Here is a 16,155-nt window from a genome sequence, read left to right as displayed (position 1 = left end):
TCAGGGCCGGGGCCCCGTGAGGGCGTCACCGTCACCGGACGACGGCCTTCCCGGCGCGCCCGCGAGGCCGCGGCGAGGGCGCGGCGGGGCAGGTCGGGGCGGGCTCGTCGCCGCCGACCAGGGCCCACCACGCGACCAGCCCGAAGCACACCGCGGTCAGGACGGTCGACGGGCCGCCGATGTCGGCGTAGGCGAAGTCGACGAGTTGCCAGAACAGCAGGCCGCAGCCGATCAGGGCGCACTCCGGGACCGGTCCCGGGCGGCGCGTCCGCCACAGGCCGCGCAGCCCGCGCACCAGCATGGCCAGCCAGCCGCCCGCGAGGCACAGCAGCCCGGTCAGCCCCTGCTCGCCGAGCACCAGCAGGTACATGTTGTGCGGGGACAGCAGGGGCTGCCTGCGGTAGCCCGCGCCCGCGCCCTCCGTGTCGCTGCCCGAGGACAGCGCGAGCGAGGAGTGCCCGTCCCGGTACTCGGGGAAGCCCTTCAGCCCGACGCCGGTCAGCGGGTGCTGACGCCACATGCCGGTGGCCGCCGCCCACATGGTGTACCGGTCGGTGACGGACTGGTCGGGCGCGTCGGCGACCCGCGTGATGCTGTCGATCCGCTCCTGGAGCATCGCCGTACCGACCCCGAGCCCGCCCACCAGCACCACCCCCGCGGCCACCACGGCCGCGCCCACCCGCAGGGCCCGGCGTGGCCCGGCCAGGGCCAGCTGCACGGTGAGGGTCACGGCGGTGGCGATCCAGGCGCCCCGGCTGAAGGACAGCGCCAGGGGCGGCAGCAGCGCGACCGCGCAGGCGGCGCCGCACAGCCGCTCCCGTACCGCGCGGCGGCCCAGCGCGAGGCCCACCGCGCAGACCAGCCCGAAAGACACCACGGTCGCCATGCCCATCACGTCCTGCGTCCCGAAGGTGCCGACCGCGCGGATGTCCTCGCCCTGGTAGGAGGCGCCGGTCCCGGTGGCGTACTGCCGTACACCGATCGCCCCCTGCCACAGCGCGAGTGCCACGAACGACCAGGCCAGCAGTCGGAAGTCACGCCGGTCGCGGATCAGCAGCAGGACGGCGGCGGGCACCAGGACGAAGATCTGCAGGTAGCGGCCGAGCCCCGCGATCCCGGCGCCGGGCGAGACCGCGCCCATCGCGGCGAGCGCGAGCCCGGCCACCGGCAGGCCGAGCACCACCGCGGCGGTACGGGACAGCGGACGGCTGCGCGCGCGCAGCAGTCGTACGGCGCAGAAGACGACCAGCAGACCGGAGGCCGCGTCGGCCGGACCCGCGCCGCCGTCGCCGCCGGGGGCGACGGGCAGCGCCAGGAGGGCGACCACGGCGACCACGGCGATCACGGCCGGCACCGGCGACAGCGACGGCCACGACCGAGACCATGACTGGGACCACTCCTGAGACCACGACCGAGACCACGACTGGGACCACGACCGAGGCCACGACGACGGCCTGAACGGGGACGGTCGGGAGGGGTGCGCGGGGGGCGGGTCGGGACTCATCGGTCAGCTCCCCGTGGACCGCACGAGCGCGGTCGCGGTGCGCAGCAGGATGCAGACGTCCTGCCACAGCGACCAGTTGTCGATGTAGGCGTTGTCGAAGCGGGCCCGGTCCTCGATCGAGGTGTCACCGCGCAGCCCGTTGATCTGGGCGAGGCCTGTGATGCCGGTCCGCATGCGGTGCCGGGCCGCGTAGCCGGGATGGGCCTGACTGAACAGGCTCACGAAATACGGCCGTTCGGGGCGCGGGCCGACCAGGCTCATGTCGCCCCGGAAGACGTTCCACAGCTGGAGCAGCTCGTCCAGCGACGCCTGCCGCAGGAAGCGGCAGAAGCGGCCCATCTCCCGCTCGCCCGCCACGCTCCACCGGGTCGCCGCCTCGTGCTCGTCGACCGGGCGGTGGGTGCGGAACTTCAGCAGCGTGAAGGGACGTCCGTCCTTGCCGACGCGCTCCTGCCGGAAGACGACGCCGGGCCCGTCGGTCAGCCTGAGCACCGCCGCGCACACCAGCAGCAGCGGGCTGACCATCACCAGCAGGACCCCGGACACCATGACGTCCAGCAGCCGCTTGCCCGCGCTGCCGCGCCGCCGCGTCCCCAGGTCCAGACGGCGGACGGAGAACCCGGCGAGCCGGTCGCGCGTCTCGAACGCCGGGAAGTCCGCGTCGACCTCCCACACCGCGCAGCCCGACTCGGCCAGCGCCCGCAGCAGCGGACCCCTCCCGGTGCGTACGGCGGGATCGACGGTGAACACGGCCCGCACCCCGTTCTGGATGAGCGCCCGTTCCACCTGCTCGCCGGTGATGAGCACGGGCAGCCCGCCGCTGCCGTCCGGGTGGTCCGTGACCACGCCCACTGGCCGCACCCCGCAGCGCGGGTCCCGCAGCAGCGCGGCCGCCACCCGCTGCGCGGTCGCGGCGGGGCCGACGACCAGCGCCGTCCGCGGCCGCCGCAGCCGGGCGGCCCGGCGCCGCCGGCGCACCGCGCCGCGGCCCGCGCAGGCAACCGCCGCGTGCAGCGCCCAGCCGAGCAGCAGGGTCGGGGCGGACAGCGCGCGGGCGGGCTCGTACGCGGCGAGGAGCGCGCCGAGGGCGAGCCAGACGACCGCGATCCGGCCGCAGACGACGGGCAGTTCGTCGAGGACACCGGGCAGTCCGTCGAGGGCACCGGGCACCGCCCGTGCAGAGCGCGGGCGCAGCAGCAGCGCGGCGGACACGAGCACGCCGACCAGGAGCGGGTCGCGCGCGGCCTCGTCCAGGGCCACCGCGCCCGCCAGCGCGGCCACCGCGTCGGCGGCGAGCAGCGGCAGCGGTGAGGCGGGCCGCGCGGGCGGGCGCCGCACCGGGAACCGGAAGCCGCGGGCCGGGCGGGCCGGCGCGAGCGAGACGGGCGGGAACCCGGGGTCCCACGGCTGCGCGCCGGGCGCGCCGGGGGAGGGGGCGGTGCTTTCCGTGGTCACGAGTGGATGGACTCCCTGCACTCGGAGGGCACGGGCGGCCGGGTGCCGAGGAGTTCGCGGTACAGGTCCGCGACCCTTGCGGCGGTGTGCCGTACGTCGTGCGTGGACAGGACGTGCCGGCGTCCCCGGTCGCCGAGCGACGCGCGCAGCGGTGCGTCGGACAGCAGTCCGGCGACGGCCCCGGCCAGCGCCGAGGGGTCCTCCGGCGGGACCAGGCAGCGCGCCGCGAGGGCGGGCGGCAGGCTCTCGCGGGCGCCGTCGACATCGCTGAGGACGACCGGCCGCGCGCAGGCCATCGCCTCCAGCGGGGCGAGGGCCATGCCCTCCCAGCGCGAGGGCAGCACCACCAGGTCGGCGGCGCGGTACCAGGGCAGCGGATCCGGGACGGCACCGGTGAACCGCACGGCGGGACCGGCCTGTCGGCGCAGGGACTCCCGGTCGGGGCCGTCGCCGACCAGCACCAGACGCGCGTCCGGCACCGCCCGCAGGACCTGGTCCCAGGCCCGCAGCAGCACGTCCTGGCCCTTCTGCCGGCACAACCGCCCGACGCAGACGACGAGCGGCCGCGCCGGGTCGGGGTTCTGGACTGGGTCCAGGTCCGGGTTCGGGTCCGGGTTCGCGTTCGGGTCCAAGTCCAGATCCGGGTCCGGCAGGAGGGCGGCGCGGTCGGCCCCGGCGGGCGCGGGTCGGAAGCGGGTGAGGTCGACGCCGTTCGGGATGACGGTGTACGGGGCGTGCACCCCGGCGCGCAGGCCGGTCGCGCGCTCCGCCTCGCTGACGCACACCACCCGGTCCGCCCAGCGCGCCCCCCACCGTTCCCAGCGCAGGGCGAGCGCGGCGGTGGTCCCGCCGACCGCCTCGAACGACCACGCGTGCGGCTGGAACACGGTCGGGACCCGTCCGCGTACGGCGAGCCGGGCGGCAAGTCCGGCCTTGGCGCTGTGCGCGTGCACCAGTTCGGGCCGCACTTCCTCGACCAGACGCGCGAGCCGCCGTACCTCCCCGGGCAGACCGGGACCCGGCGACCGGCCGGCCCGCCAGTGCCGTACGTCCGCGCCCAGCTCCCGCAGCTCCGCGGCGAGTTCGCCGCCGGGGCAGCCGGCCGTGACCCGCAGGCCCGCCGCGATCTGGGCTCGCACGAGGTCCCGTACGACCCGGGCGACACCGCCGTCGACGGGCTGCGCGAGATGCAGGACCCGTGGCCGGGGATCGGGGGCTGGCTGGTGCATTCGCGGGTTACCTCGCTCACGGGGGGCGCTCGGGGCTGCTGTCGGGAACGCGTCTCACTGCCGGGCGTCCACGGCGGCGACGAGCGCTCCGGCCCTCGCCGCGTCCCCCGGAGGAACGAGCAGGAAGCCCGGCTGGTCACCACCGCCTCGCGCGGCGGAGCCGAGATGGGTCACTTCCGGGCCGTGGCCGAGCGGGATGGCGTAGGCGGACATCCGCCGCGCCGGTACGCGTTCCGGTCCGATGGACGTGGAACGCGCTACGTCGTCCGCCGGACAGGCGATGCCGTTCCGTGCTCCCGGCGTGCGACGGCGCTTGAGGGAGAGCGCGCGCGGATCGCGCGCGCCGCCTCTGCCCACCGCCGAACGTGACGGCGGTTCCGAGGAGTTGCGCATGACCGGCGGTGCCTTTCGCGCGAGCGGAAGAGGTCGGCAACATTAGTGACCGAACGGGCTTATGCGAAGAAACAGTGCAAGTGTGTCGGACATGTGAAGGCCCGCTCGGCGCTCATCACCCCATTGGCGGCACAACCGTCTGAAGCATGGCGCGTTGACACAACATCGGGCATCCCGCCCTGATGTTGTGTCGATTCCAAGGAGCATCACTCCATGTCGCGTATCGCGAAGGGTCTGGTCCTGACCTCCGCCGCTGTCGCTGCCGTCGCCGGCGCCGCCGGCGCGGCCTCCGCCGATTCCGGCGCGGGCGCCCTCGCCGCCCACTCCCCGGGCCTGCTGTCGGGCAACGCCATCCAGGTCCCGGTCCACGTCCCGGTCAACGTCTGTGGTGACACCATCGACGTCATCGGTCTGCTGAACCCGGCGTTCGGCAACACCTGCGCCAGCGACTGACGTCGGGTCGCAGTCCTTCGGCCGGCCGTCCACCCGCGCTTCGTCAGCGGGTGGACGGCCGGTTTGTTCCGGTTCCTTTCCGTTCTCCTTTCTGCTTCCTTCCCGCTTCCTTTCCCTCGAACGGTTCACGCCGGGTGTTCGAGCGGTTGCGTGAAGCAATGGCGGGTCCAACGGTGAAGACAGGCACCCCTGCCACTGTGAAAGGAACACCCATGCGTGGTTCATCCGCGCGGCGTCTGGCGTCAACCGCTCTCTCCGCAATCCTCCTGGCCGGTGTCACCGGCCCCGCGGCCTTCGCCACCGAATCGGCCCGGGAGCACGTCCCCGCCTCCCGCCGGCCCGCCCCCGGCGCGGCCTCCCTGCTCGCCCAGGTCAAGTCCCTGGCCGACACCAACTCCGTCCTCACCCCCGTGGTCGACCTGCTCAACGCCTCCCTCCAGAACGGCCGGTTGAGCCCCGACCAGGCCAAGAAGCTCGGTGACGCCGCGAAGGACGCAATCACCCGCATCGCCACCACGGCCCCGGCCCCGGCGGTGACGACCACGCCCACCACCGTGGCACTCCCGCCGAGCCCGGCGACGCCCGTCGCCGCGGCCGAGCCGGACACACAGGCCACGCCGAGCACCGCCGCCATGCCCGCGGTTCCGGACGCCGCCGCGGACGCCCCCACGGACGCGGCCGAGCCGGCGCCGGTGGCCCCCACACCCACGGTGGTCCCCGCGGCGGTCCCCGCGGCGGTTCCCGCGGCGACTCCCACCACCGCGGCCGTGCCGAGCGCCGTGGCCGCGCCTACCGACGTGGCCAAGCCCGCTGCCCCGGCGGTGCCGAGCGCTCCGGCCGTCGGGAGCACCCCGGCCGCGCCGAGCGCTCCCGACGTGCCCAGCGCTCCCGCTCTGCCGAGCGCTCCCGCCGTACCGAGTGCGCCGGTGGTTCCCGCCGCGCCCGCGACGCCCAGCACGGCGGCCGTGCCGAGCGCCCCCGCCGTGCCGAACACCCCGGCGGTCCCTGCGACTCCGGCCGCTGCGGCCACTCCGGCGGTGCTCGCGACTCCGGCGACTCCGAACACTCCGGCGGTCCCTGCGACTCCGGCCACTCCGGCCGCCCCGACCCTCCCCGCAGCGCCGTTCCTGCCCGCAGTGCCTGTGGCCGTGAAGGCCGGTGACGTCGCGATGGCCGGTGACGTTCTGAAGGCGCCCCTGGCGCGGGACCTGACCGATGACGCGCTGGGCAAGCTGACCAGTGCGATCGACGGTCTGATCAAGGCCGTCACCGCCGACCTCGGCAACGTGCTGTCGGCCGCCACCGGCGTGGTCGGCAACCTGGTCGACCTGCTGACCTCGACCCTCCTGGGCAGCGGGCTGCCGGCCCCGACGCTGGCTCTGCCCAGCCTGCCTCCGGCGCCGGCGCTCCAGCCGACGGGCTGACACCGGTACCGCCCCGCCTCAGCCGTCGTGCCGTCGGGCGCGACGGCTGAGGCCTGCCCGTTCCGGGGGATCTCATATGTCTTCTCCGTACGGGGTTTCCGGCCCGGCGGGCACTCGTTGGACACGGCGTCCGGAATTCCCTGGGGTGACGTGAGTTGCCGAAGAGAGGAACATGATGAAGTCCCTGAAGGCCGCCGCTGTCGTTGCCGGTTCCGTGGCCCTCGCCGGCGTCGCCGCGCCCGCGTTCGCAGCGACCCCCAACGCCGCCGACCTGACGCCCACCAGCCTCAACGGCGCCGTCAACCGGCTCGCCTCGGGCCCCCTCACCGTCGGTGACCTGATGCCGCTCCAGCACCAGTCGGACGCGCTCAACACCGAGAACAAGGACTCCGTCCTCAGCACGGTCAAGGGCGCCACCACCGCCCTGAACCAGCACAACCCGCTGCTCGGCGGCCTGCCCCTGCAGAGCTGACACCCTGCCTCCGCGCCGGAGAAGGGGCCGGTACCGCACATCGCGGAACCGGCCTGCGGCGTTTTCGGGACCGCTTCGCTCGATCGTGTGGAGCGCCCCCGGGCACTCGTCCGGAAGGGTGAGAAGCCGCCCGGCCGCGCGGCAGCCCGTCGATAAGGTCGCGCGGTGACCTCAACCTCAAGCGAAGCCCGTCCCGCCGTCCGCGCCGCGGACCTCGGCACCCTCGTCGTCCTGGCCTGGAGCGGCGAGGCCCCCGACGGCACCGACATGCCCTACCTGCTGGCCTACTCCCTCGGGGACGCGGCCGGCGGCCCCGAGGCCACGGCGGCCGCGGTCCGGCAGCTGCTCGCCGTCAACGGCCTGCCGGTCGGCGGGCAACTGGTCGACGGCACCACCAAGCCCAGCCTGCCTGTCACCCTGCTCGTCGAGGCCGGCCAGGCCGTCGTCAACATGCCCCAGCTGGTCGCCCAGGCCACCGCGCCGCCGGAGTGGCTCGCCGCCGTCGCCACCCGCGGCTACGCCTACCTCGTCTTCACCACCCGTGCCTGGCCCGAGGGCGCGCCCGGCCAGGCCGTCGAACCCGCCGCCCTGGCCGCCTTCGCCGGCGCCGAGGAGACCCTGCACGCCGCCGCGCACGTCGTCCTGCCCGCCCGCAGCCTGCGCGGCTGATGCCCCGACCCCCGGGCGGCGGCCGGTGGCCGGCGTGCGCGAGTCGTAAAGGGTTGAATGACGAGCCGACTATTGCTGCCCCCGGGTGAATTGTGCGCTGGTGGCGTTTTCCGGCTCGTTACCCGGTACGGACCCCGAACTCCCGTATTCCGAAAGGGACCGTACTGACATGAAGCCGACCACCCGTCGAACCCTTGCCGCCGTCATCACCGGTGTCGCCGCCGCCGTCGGGGCGGCAGCCACCCCCGCGGCGGCGGCCGGCTCGGTCCCCGTCCCCGTGCCCCTGGACGGCGTCTCCAAGTCCCTCGGCATGGAGGTGCCCAAGCTCGGCCTGGAGGTGCCGCTGCTGACGCCGGGCGCCCCCGACGGCCCGCGCTACGTCACCGGCCGGCTGCTGCCCGACCGGACCCTGCCCCAGATGCCGGTGACCGGTGCACTGCCCGGCGCGCATCTCCAGGCGCCCCTGCCGCACCTGCTCGGCGACGGCTTCGACCACGCCGGCTTCGACGCCCACGCCTCCGACCTGCGCACCCTCGCACCCGGACTGGCCGTGGACGCCCCGCTCACCGCGCCCAACCCGAACAACTTCGGCCTCCCGGACCCCAAGCTCCCCGAACTCGGCGTCCTCGCCCCGGCCCTGCGGACGGTCCCGGTCGCCGACCTGGGCACGGGCCCTGGCCTGTAGCGGACCGCTCCCCGGAGTCGTACGCCCGCGTGCCGCGCCGACGGTGGCCCTTCCCCCCCCGGGGCTCCCGCCCCCGGCGCGGTACGTGGGCAGCTCTACGTCTCGGCCGCGACGCGCGAGCTGCCCTTCCGGACGGGGCGTGCCGCCGGGTGTTCCTCGCCGCGCCGAACCGCTCGAACGGCCGTACCCCACCCTCGTACACGTACCACCGTATGGACCTCCGGTGGTGACCCCGCGTGCCTGCCGTCGGTTACTGGTACGGAGATCGGAATCAGGACGAGGAGTGAGCGATGGCCGTCGGTGCCGGTGGTGTGGTGGTGGGCGCGGAACAAGGGGTCGCAACGGGGACGGGGAGACCATCCCGGAGAGAGGTGGCACGGGGGCTGCTGGCCTCCGCCGCAGCGCTGGCGCTGGCCCCGGTGGTCGCCGCCTCGCGGCCGGTTCCCCCGGCACACGGGCCGGGCGGCAGGTCCTTCGACGAGACCTACCGGGGGCGCCGCATCCAGGGCTTTCTGGTGCCGGTCACGGGACGGAGGGCGACCGGGGACGAGTGGCAGATCACCGTCGACGGCCACCCGCTGCACCTGATGCGCCGGGCGGACGGCACCTGGATGAGCATGGTCGACCACTACACGTCGTACAAGACACCGCTCGAGGCGACCCGGGCGGCCGTCGACGAGCTCGGCCCGACCCAGCAGTTGCGTGAGGTCGCGCCCGGCCCGCTCGACGGGGACCGCATGGGGACCATGGACCACATGGGCGACATGGGGCACTCGGTCCGCATGGACGGCATGGACGGCATGGACCGCATGGCACACACGGGGTACACGGGGCACATCGGGGGTGGCCGTGGCGTACGTGCGTAAGAACGCCAGCACGCTCACCGCGACCGAACGCCGGCGGTTCGTGAACGCGCTGCTGGAACTGAAACGGCGCGGCGAGTACGACGAGTTCGTGCGCATGCACATCGACTACTACACCGCCGACGGCGAGGACGGCCTGCGCACCGCCCACATGACCCCCTCCTTCCTGCCCTGGCACCGCCGGTTCGTGCTGGAGCTGGAGCGGGCGCTGCGGCGCGTGGACTCCTCGGTGACGATGCCGTACTGGGACTGGACCCGGGACCGTACGACGAGTTCGGTGCCCTGGACGAGTGACCTGCTCGGCGGCAACGGACGACGCTCCGACCGGCAGGTGACGACGGGGCCGTTCGCCTACGGGGCCGGGCACTGGACCATCAAGGAGGGGATCACGGACGGCAAGTTCCTCACCCGGGACCTGGGCCGTGCCGCCGCCCCCATCGAACTGCCCACCAGGAGCGAGCTGAAGTTCGCCCTCGACGACCCCGTCTACGACGCCGCGCCCTGGAACTCCACGGTCACCCGGGGCTTCCGCAACAAGCTGGAGGGCTGGGGGACCGGCAGTGGCAGCGTCTCCTGGCGCAATCACAACCGGGTGCACCGCTGGGTCGGCGGCGCGATGCTCGGCGGCGCCTCCGTGAACGACCCGGTGTTCTGGCTGCATCACGCCTTCCTCGACCTGCAGTGGCAGAAGTGGCAGAGCGCGCACCGGGAACACCGCTACCTGCCCGCGAAGCAGCCCGGCCCCGGCGACAAGCAGCATGGGCGCGTCGTCGCCCGCGACGAGAAGCTGCCGCCGTGGAACGTCACCCCGGACTCGCTGGAGGACCTGAGCGGGATCTACCGGTACGCGTGAGCCGCCGAGGTCGCCGAGGTCGCCGAGGTCGCTGAGGTCGCTGAACGCGGACTTCGGAAGGGCCGACGCGGACAAGGGAGACACGGACACGGGCAGAGCCCCGGCGCTCGAGGTGCCGGGGCTCTGGTGCGGTCGTGCGTCGTACGGTCGTTCAGTTGCCGTAACCGGTGTCGCCGTAGCCGGGGGTGACCGGGGTGCCAGGCGTGCCGGGGGTGTCGGTGGTGCCAGGGGTGTCATCCAGGTTGGCGCAGGGGTTGCCGAAGGCCGGGTTCAGCAGGCCGATCACGTCGACGGTGTTCCCGCACGCGTTGACGGGGATGTGCACCGGGACCTCGATGACGTTGCCGGACAGCACGCCGGGCGAGCCGGCGGCCGCGCCCTGGGCGCCCGCGTCGGCCAGGGCCAGGCCGGCGCCGCCGACCATCACGGCGCCGGTGCCGAGGGCGACGACGGCTGCCTTCGCGATGCGAGACATCACGTTCTCCTTTTATTGCTCGGGAAGTGCCGGCAGCAGGACCAGCCGCCGCACTTCCCGTTCAACGGCTCGGTGCGGGGGTGGTCACGGTGATCGCGCGGGGATCACCCTTTCAACGGCACGAGGACCGGCCCCCGAGGGGAAGCCACCGGGCTCCGAGGGAAGCCCCGGCCCCGAAGGAAGCGCAAGGTGAACTTTTTCTTTCCTCCCGGTGTACAACTCTTCACCGCTTTCTTACGTCAAACCGGTGAACAACGGCGACCGCTGAGTCGAGCACGCCTTCCCGGAAGAGGACCCTGCCCATGATGATCCAACGGTTGTGTGGTGCCCTGCGCGTGCGCGGTGCCGCCGACCTGCTCCTCGCGCTGCTGCTCGGTGCGGGCTTCACCGCGCTGCCCGTTCTGGCGCTGCTGCCCAACCTGTGGGGCTTCGCCGCGGCCGCCGCGGTGACCTACGCGGCGGACGAGATGCTGCACTCCAGGGCCCCGGGCTTCGTGCGCCGACTCGCCTCGCTCCAGCTCACCCGCACCCTGCGGTTCGCCGCCCGCACCGTGACGCTGCTCGCGCTGGCCGCGCGCCTGAAGGCGCCCGACGCGGTGCTGATCGCCGCGTTCGCCGTCTTCAGCGCCCACTTCGCGCTGATGATGCTGTACACGGCGGTGCACCACGCGATCCGCCGGCGCCGGGTGCTGCCCCTGATCGTGCGCAACCTCGACATGAGCGCCCTTCCCATACCCAAGCAGCCGCCCGCCCTCCTGTACCGGCGGTCGCTGCGCAAGTTCCTCCACCTGGACCTGCCGGCCCAGGCCGGCCTGCTCGTCGCTCTCGCCACCGGGAGCCAGGGAGCGGCGTACGCCGGGTTCGCGGTCACCGCGGGGGTGTCCGCGTCCGCCGTGCTCGCGCTGCTGGGCCAGTACCGCAAGACGCGCCGGATGCCCCAGCGGGACGAGGTGTTCGCCGAGGTCAACCGCCAACTGGCCGCTCACCGGCCCGAGGTGGCGCTCTACTTCAGCTTCGCCGCCGTCTCCCGTGACTTCATGTACCAGGTCAACATGTGGATCGAGACGCTGGAACAGCTCGGCCTGCGCCCGGTGATCATCCTGCGGGAGCGTCCCTCGTTCGGTCACCTCAGCCGCACCTGGATCCCGGTGGTCTGCGTCCCCAAGGCGGACGACCTCGCCGAACTCGAACTGTCCGGCGTCCGCGTCGTGCTGTACCCCGGCAACGCGGGCAAGAACGTGCACATGCTGCGCGTGGCCGAGGCCAAGCACGTCTTCATCGGGCACGGCGACAGCGACAAGCTGGCCAGCAGCAACCGGGTCAGCAAGGTGTACGACGAGATCTGGGTGGCCGGCCGCGCGGGCCGAGACCGGTACCAGCGGGTGCGGCACGCCATCAGCGACAGCGCCATCGTCGAGGTGGGGCGCCCGCAGCTGTCCCCGATCCGCACGCACGCCGAGCACGTCCCCGGCCCGCTCCCGGTCGTCCTGTACGCGCCGACCTGGGAGGGCTGGAGCGACGACGACTGCCACACGTCGCTCATCCCGATGGGCGTCACCCTGATCGAGCGGCTCCTCACGGAGGACGTCCGCGTCATCTACAAGCCCCACCCGCTCACCGGCAAGCGCTCGGCCGAGGCGGCCGCCGCCGACCGGACCATCCGCGAACTGCTGCGTGCCGACAACGAGCGGCGCGGCCTCGCCGACGGGGAGGCCGCACTCACCGCCGTACGGCCCCGGCTCAAGGAGATCCAGGCCCGCCTGGACGAACTGGCCGGCCGCCACGGGGGCGACGACGCCGAGCAGATGCGCGAGTCCCGGCTGCCCGACCGCGCCGGGGCGGCCGAGTGGCAGGAGCTGAGCGCCGAGTGGCACCGGCTCTTCTGGGAGGCCCAGGGCCCGGTCCGCCACAACGTGATCGTCACGCCGCTGCCCACCCTCTACGAGTGCTTCAACCAGGCGGACATGCTCATCAGCGACGTCTCCTCGGTCGTCGCCGACTTCGTGGCGAGCCTCAAGCCGTACGTCCTCACCAACGCCCACGACCTGCCCGACGAGGAGTTCCGAGCCGCCTACACCACCGCCGGCGGCGCCTACCTCCTGGACCGCGAGTGCACCCGTCTCACGGAGATACTCGACTCGGTCCGCGGGACCCGGACCGACCCCATGGCCCTCGACCGCCGCACCCTCAAGGAGTACGTGCTGGGCCCGGACGCCCCGAGCTCCCTGGAGCGCTTCGACACGGCCGCCAACACCCTGGCCGAGAAGGCGATGGCGGAACGCCTGGAGGCGCAGGCCGAGCTGGCCGCCTGAGCGGGGGCGGCGCGGGGCCGCGGGCGTACGACCGTCCGGGCGGGAGCACGACACCGTCCGGACGGGGACCCGCAGGCGAAGTCACCCGGGCCCCGACGGCGGGGCGCCCACGCGCGCTCACGTCCACGCACTCTCGCGCCCACGCGCTCACGTCCGCGCCCTGACTCAGCCGCACGCCCCCACGCACGCTCATGCACCCCTACTCACCTCCACGCACTCTCACGCGCCCTCATGCACCCTCATGCGCCTGACCCGGTGCGCGGTCGTGCTGTCACTCGCGCGGGTGGCCGTCACCTGAGTGCCGCGCGGCGTGGAGACGGCAGGGCCGCCCTTCATGATCATGCCTGCGTGAGCGACTACACCTTCTCTGCGCACCCTCCGCGCCGGCACGTCGTGCTGGCCGCGGGGCTCGGTGCCGCGGCCCTGCTGACGTCGGCCGTCCTGCCCGCGCACGCCGCCACCGGCCGTACGGCCGGCGCGGCGGGCGCGCCCCGCCCGACGACGGCGGCCGAGGCGGCCACGAACGCCTACCTGTCGTCGGTCCGCGGCGACCCGGCCCGGCTACGCGCCTTCTTCACCCGCCTTCCCAAGGGCGGCGACCTGCACAACCACCTCTCCGGCGCGGTCTCCACCGAGTACCTGATCGAGCTGGCCGCCGAGGACGGCCTGTGCGTCGACACCACGACGCTGACCGCCGTGACCCCGCCCTGTGCGGCGGGCACCCGCCCGGCCGCCGACGCCCGTACCGACCGCGCCTTCCACGACGCGATCGTGCGGGCCTGGTCCATGCAGGACTTCCCGCCGGACGAGAACGGCCACGACCACTTCTTCGACAGCTTCAACAAGTTCGGCGAGGTGACCTGGCGGCACCGCGGCAAGCTGCTCACCGACGTCGCCGACGAGGTCGTACGGCAGAACCAGTTCTACCTGGAGACCATGGTCACCCCCGCCTCGGACAGTGCCAAGAAGCTGGCCGCCGACGTCGGCTGGGACCCCGACTTCGCCGCGCTGCACGACAAGCTGGTCGCGGGCGGCAAGCTGGACAAGGTGGTCGCCGAGGCGCGCACGGAGGCGGACGACGCGGACGCCGAGTTCCACAAGGCGGCCGCCTGCGGAACCGGTGCCGCCCACCCAGGCTGCCGTCTGCCGGTGCGCTGGATCTCCCAGGTGTCCCGCGGCAGCGCGCCGGAGCGGGTCTTCACGCAGATGGCCCTCGGCATGCGCCTGGCCGAGCGCGACCCGCGCTTCGTCGCCGTCAACCTCGTCCAGCCCGAGGACTGGGACAGCTCGCTGCGCGACTACAGCCTGCAGATGCGCATGCTGCGCTACCTGCGCGGTGTCTACCCGAAGGCCCATGTCACCCTGCACGCCGGTGAGTTGTGGCCCGGTCTGGTCAAGCCCGAGGACCTGAAGTTCCACGTCAGGGAGGCGGTCGAGGTCGCCGGCACCGAGCGGGTCGGGCACGGTGTCGACCTCGTCCACGAGGACCACTGGCAGCGCACCGCCCGTACGATGGCCGCCCGTCAGGTCGCCGTCGAGGTGCCCTTCACCAGCAACGCCCAGATCCTCGGCGTGCGAGGCGCCGAACACCCGTTCAACACCTACCGCGCGTACGGCGTCCCCGTCGTCCTGGCCACCGACGACCCGGGCGTCTCCCGGATCGACATCAGCCACGAGTACCAGTACGCCTCCGTGACCTACGGCCTGTCGTACCCGGTCCTGAAGGACCTCGCCCGCGCCTCCCTCCAGTACGCCTTCCTCCCCGGCCGGAGCCTGTGGCAGGGCAACCCCACGCGCGACGGCTACCGCCCGGCGGGCGTCTGCCGCGGCGCCCACCCCGGCCTCACCAACCCGCCCCCGGCCTGCCGCCTCCTGTTGGCCACCAGCCCCAAGGCGGCGGCGGAATGGCGCCAGGAGATCGCCTTCCGGCAATTCGAGAACACCTACGGCCCCGGCAAATGACCGCCGCCTGACCCTGGGGCGCGCTCGCTGAGCCGACGGGCTGAGTTCCGGTCCGGAAAGCAGAACGGCCGGCGGAAGCCGCCGGCCGTTCGGCACACCATCCCGGAGAAGACCGACAGCCAAGCCGCCCGCCGGAGCAAAGGCTCACACGGCGGACGGCCCCCCGGCTTCAACGAGGAGCGGTACAAGAAACGCAACACCGTCGAACGCGCAATCAACCGACCCGAGGAGCACCGGCCGGGCCGTAGCCACCAGGTATGACAAGCGCGGCTACGTCTACCTCGGCACAGCCATCGCAGCAGTCCTCGTCATCTGGTTGCGGTCATGAATCGACGCCCTGATTCTCAGTCTCAGACGTAGGCAACGCGGCGCCGAGCGGCCAGCGATGGCCGGCGTCATGCAGCTTGCTCAAAGCCGCGTGATCGTTGGACACCAGCACCTGGGCCAACCGAGCTGCCGCGGTGACTACGGCCGCCCAGCCTGGCGAGTCCAGGCAGGCCTCGTTACGAGCGTCGGCACCGGCCGAGTCCTGTACCGCGTTGATAGCGGTACCAAGACGTGCCATCAGCTCGACTTCCTCCTCGGTGCGAAGGCATTGCCCCAGCCAGGGCAACGGATTGTCCGCATCGCAGAAGTCGTCGAAGAGCACGTTCACGGTGTAATCGAGATCCTCGAATTGATCCGGATCGAGCCACACCTCTCGCTGCCATGTCGGGCTGGCCAGCGCCACGACCGCAGGAACGACATGGAGTCGGTAGTAGGGCAGAGCGATACCGCGATCAATCACGAGCCGAGAGTACTCATCTCATGATCGGCCGAACAGTTCCCAGCCGCTCTGTCCGGTGTCGGTGGTCTCGCCTAGCCTCCGGCCATGAGCATGATCGGTGAGTATCTGCGTGTCACGGCTGCTGAGCTTGACCGAGCGATCCAAGACCCCGACTGGGCATTGGACTTCGTCGAAGAGGTCCAGGACGCCGAGGAGGAGACGGAACCCGCGCCGGCCGAAGCGCGCCACTTCAGCACGTACAAGACCTGGGACATGCTCCGCTTCCTGCTGGCGCGCGCAGAGTTCCCCGTAAATGTGATCCACGGTGAGGAGCCGTTCGCCGAGGATGAGGACTGGGGGTACGGGCCTCCGAAGTACCTGCGGCCCGAGCGGGTCCGGCTCGCGGCGAAAGCTCTGCGGGCTGTCAGCTATGCCCAGCTCATCAGCAGCGTGGACCCAGCTGAACTGACCAGCGCCGGGGTGTATCCCCTCAGATGGAGTGAGCCCGGCGCGCTGGAGTGGGGGCGCCCCTGGTACGGCGACCTCACCCAGTTCTTCGAGGGTGCTGCCAGGGTGGACGACGGGATGCTCGTCTGGCTGGACTGATGGGCCACGACACTGGTGAGACCCCAGCTTGGGA

General features: G+C 73.0%; 16 protein-coding genes. 10 read left to right on the top strand and 6 right to left on the bottom strand.

The window, feature by feature from the left end; genetic code table 11:
* Window positions 1-31: 31 nt before the first annotated feature.
* The 4 genes from OIB37_RS14035 to OIB37_RS14020 all read right to left on the bottom strand — a co-directional run bounded on the left by OIB37_RS14035 (window position 32) and on the right by OIB37_RS14020 (window position 4,581).
* The gene (locus OIB37_RS14035) at window positions 32-1,363 is read right to left on the bottom strand and encodes an O-antigen ligase family protein (RefSeq protein WP_443058267.1); all 1,332 of its coding nucleotides are present in this window, start codon (window positions 1,361-1,363) and stop codon (window positions 32-34) included.
* Between the two features lie 144 nt (window positions 1,364-1,507).
* Window positions 1,508-2,959 (bottom strand): exopolysaccharide biosynthesis polyprenyl glycosylphosphotransferase, encoded by a 1,452-nt coding sequence (locus OIB37_RS14030; protein ID WP_330457921.1) that lies wholly within the window; start codon window positions 2,957-2,959, stop codon window positions 1,508-1,510.
* On the bottom strand, window positions 2,956-4,188 hold the full coding sequence (locus OIB37_RS14025; protein WP_330457920.1) for a glycosyltransferase family 4 protein: 1,233 nt from the start codon (window positions 4,186-4,188) through the stop codon (window positions 2,956-2,958). Before OIB37_RS14025 ends, OIB37_RS14030 begins: the two co-directional genes overlap by 4 nt.
* A gap of 54 nt (window positions 4,189-4,242) precedes the next feature.
* Window positions 4,243-4,581: a hypothetical protein gene (locus OIB37_RS14020; RefSeq protein ID WP_330457919.1), complete on the bottom strand. Its 339-nt coding sequence runs from the start codon at window positions 4,579-4,581 to the stop codon at window positions 4,243-4,245.
* Window positions 4,582-4,794: 213 nt separating this feature from the next.
* Here OIB37_RS14020 and OIB37_RS14015 point away from each other — a divergent pair, with 213 nt between their 5' ends.
* From OIB37_RS14015 to OIB37_RS13985, 7 genes are all read left to right on the top strand, one after another.
* Window positions 4,795-5,034 carry a chaplin gene (locus OIB37_RS14015; protein ID WP_330457918.1) on the top strand — a complete coding sequence of 80 codons (240 nt, stop codon included), beginning with the start codon at window positions 4,795-4,797 and terminating at the stop codon, window positions 5,032-5,034.
* Window positions 5,035-5,246: 212 nt separating this feature from the next.
* Window positions 5,247-6,458: a hypothetical protein gene (locus tag OIB37_RS14010; RefSeq protein WP_330457917.1), complete on the top strand. Its 1,212-nt coding sequence runs from the start codon at window positions 5,247-5,249 to the stop codon at window positions 6,456-6,458.
* A 175-nt stretch (window positions 6,459-6,633) separates the two neighbouring features.
* The gene (locus OIB37_RS14005; protein ID WP_330461845.1) at window positions 6,634-6,930 is read left to right on the top strand and encodes a hypothetical protein; all 297 of its coding nucleotides are present in this window, start codon (window positions 6,634-6,636) and stop codon (window positions 6,928-6,930) included.
* Window positions 6,931-7,095: 165 nt separating this feature from the next.
* A complete protein-coding gene (locus OIB37_RS14000; RefSeq protein WP_330457916.1) occupies window positions 7,096-7,599 on the top strand; it encodes a DUF5949 family protein in 504 nt (167 codons plus the stop codon).
* Window positions 7,600-7,768: 169 nt separating this feature from the next.
* Window positions 7,769-8,284, top strand: coding sequence for a hypothetical protein (locus OIB37_RS13995; protein ID WP_330457915.1), 516 nt, complete (start codon window positions 7,769-7,771; stop codon window positions 8,282-8,284).
* 371 nt (window positions 8,285-8,655) lie between these two features.
* Window positions 8,656-9,150: a tyrosinase family oxidase copper chaperone gene (locus tag OIB37_RS13990; protein ID WP_443058148.1), complete on the top strand. Its 495-nt coding sequence runs from the start codon at window positions 8,656-8,658 to the stop codon at window positions 9,148-9,150.
* Entirely contained in the window at window positions 9,134-10,000 is an 867-nt protein-coding gene (locus OIB37_RS13985; RefSeq protein WP_330457913.1) for a tyrosinase family protein, read from the top strand. Before OIB37_RS13990 ends, OIB37_RS13985 begins: the two co-directional genes overlap by 17 nt.
* 151 nt (window positions 10,001-10,151) lie before the next feature.
* On the opposite strand, the gene OIB37_RS13980 is transcribed toward OIB37_RS13985, so the two are convergent.
* Window positions 10,152-10,475 carry a chaplin gene (locus OIB37_RS13980; RefSeq protein ID WP_330457912.1) on the bottom strand — a complete coding sequence of 108 codons (324 nt, stop codon included), beginning with the start codon at window positions 10,473-10,475 and terminating at the stop codon, window positions 10,152-10,154.
* A 302-nt stretch (window positions 10,476-10,777) separates the two neighbouring features.
* On the opposite strand from OIB37_RS13980, the gene OIB37_RS13975 reads away from it, so the two are divergent.
* Both OIB37_RS13975 and OIB37_RS13970 read left to right on the top strand, forming a co-directional pair.
* Entirely contained in the window at window positions 10,778-12,787 is a 2,010-nt protein-coding gene (locus OIB37_RS13975; protein ID WP_330457911.1) for a hypothetical protein, read from the top strand.
* 348 nt (window positions 12,788-13,135) lie between these two features.
* A complete protein-coding gene (locus OIB37_RS13970) occupies window positions 13,136-14,749 on the top strand; it encodes an adenosine deaminase family protein (RefSeq protein ID WP_330457910.1) in 1,614 nt (537 codons plus the stop codon).
* Between the two features lie 322 nt (window positions 14,750-15,071).
* Here the strand turns inward: OIB37_RS13970 and OIB37_RS13965 are convergent, their stop codons facing one another.
* Complete coding sequence (locus tag OIB37_RS13965; protein WP_330457909.1) at window positions 15,072-15,536, bottom strand: SCO4402 family protein; 465 nt, start codon at window positions 15,534-15,536, stop codon at window positions 15,072-15,074.
* An 84-nt stretch (window positions 15,537-15,620) separates the two neighbouring features.
* Between OIB37_RS13965 and OIB37_RS13960 the strand changes: the two genes are divergently transcribed.
* On the top strand, window positions 15,621-16,121 hold the full coding sequence (locus tag OIB37_RS13960; RefSeq protein ID WP_330457908.1) for a YfbM family protein: 501 nt from the start codon (window positions 15,621-15,623) through the stop codon (window positions 16,119-16,121).
* Window positions 16,122-16,155 lie beyond the last annotated feature (34 nt).

The sequence above is a fragment of the Streptomyces sp. NBC_00820 genome (assembly GCF_036347055.1).
In the GTDB taxonomy this organism is placed as follows: domain Bacteria; phylum Actinomycetota; class Actinomycetes; order Streptomycetales; family Streptomycetaceae; genus Streptomyces.
This window is presented reverse-complemented; position numbering and strand designations above follow the sequence as displayed.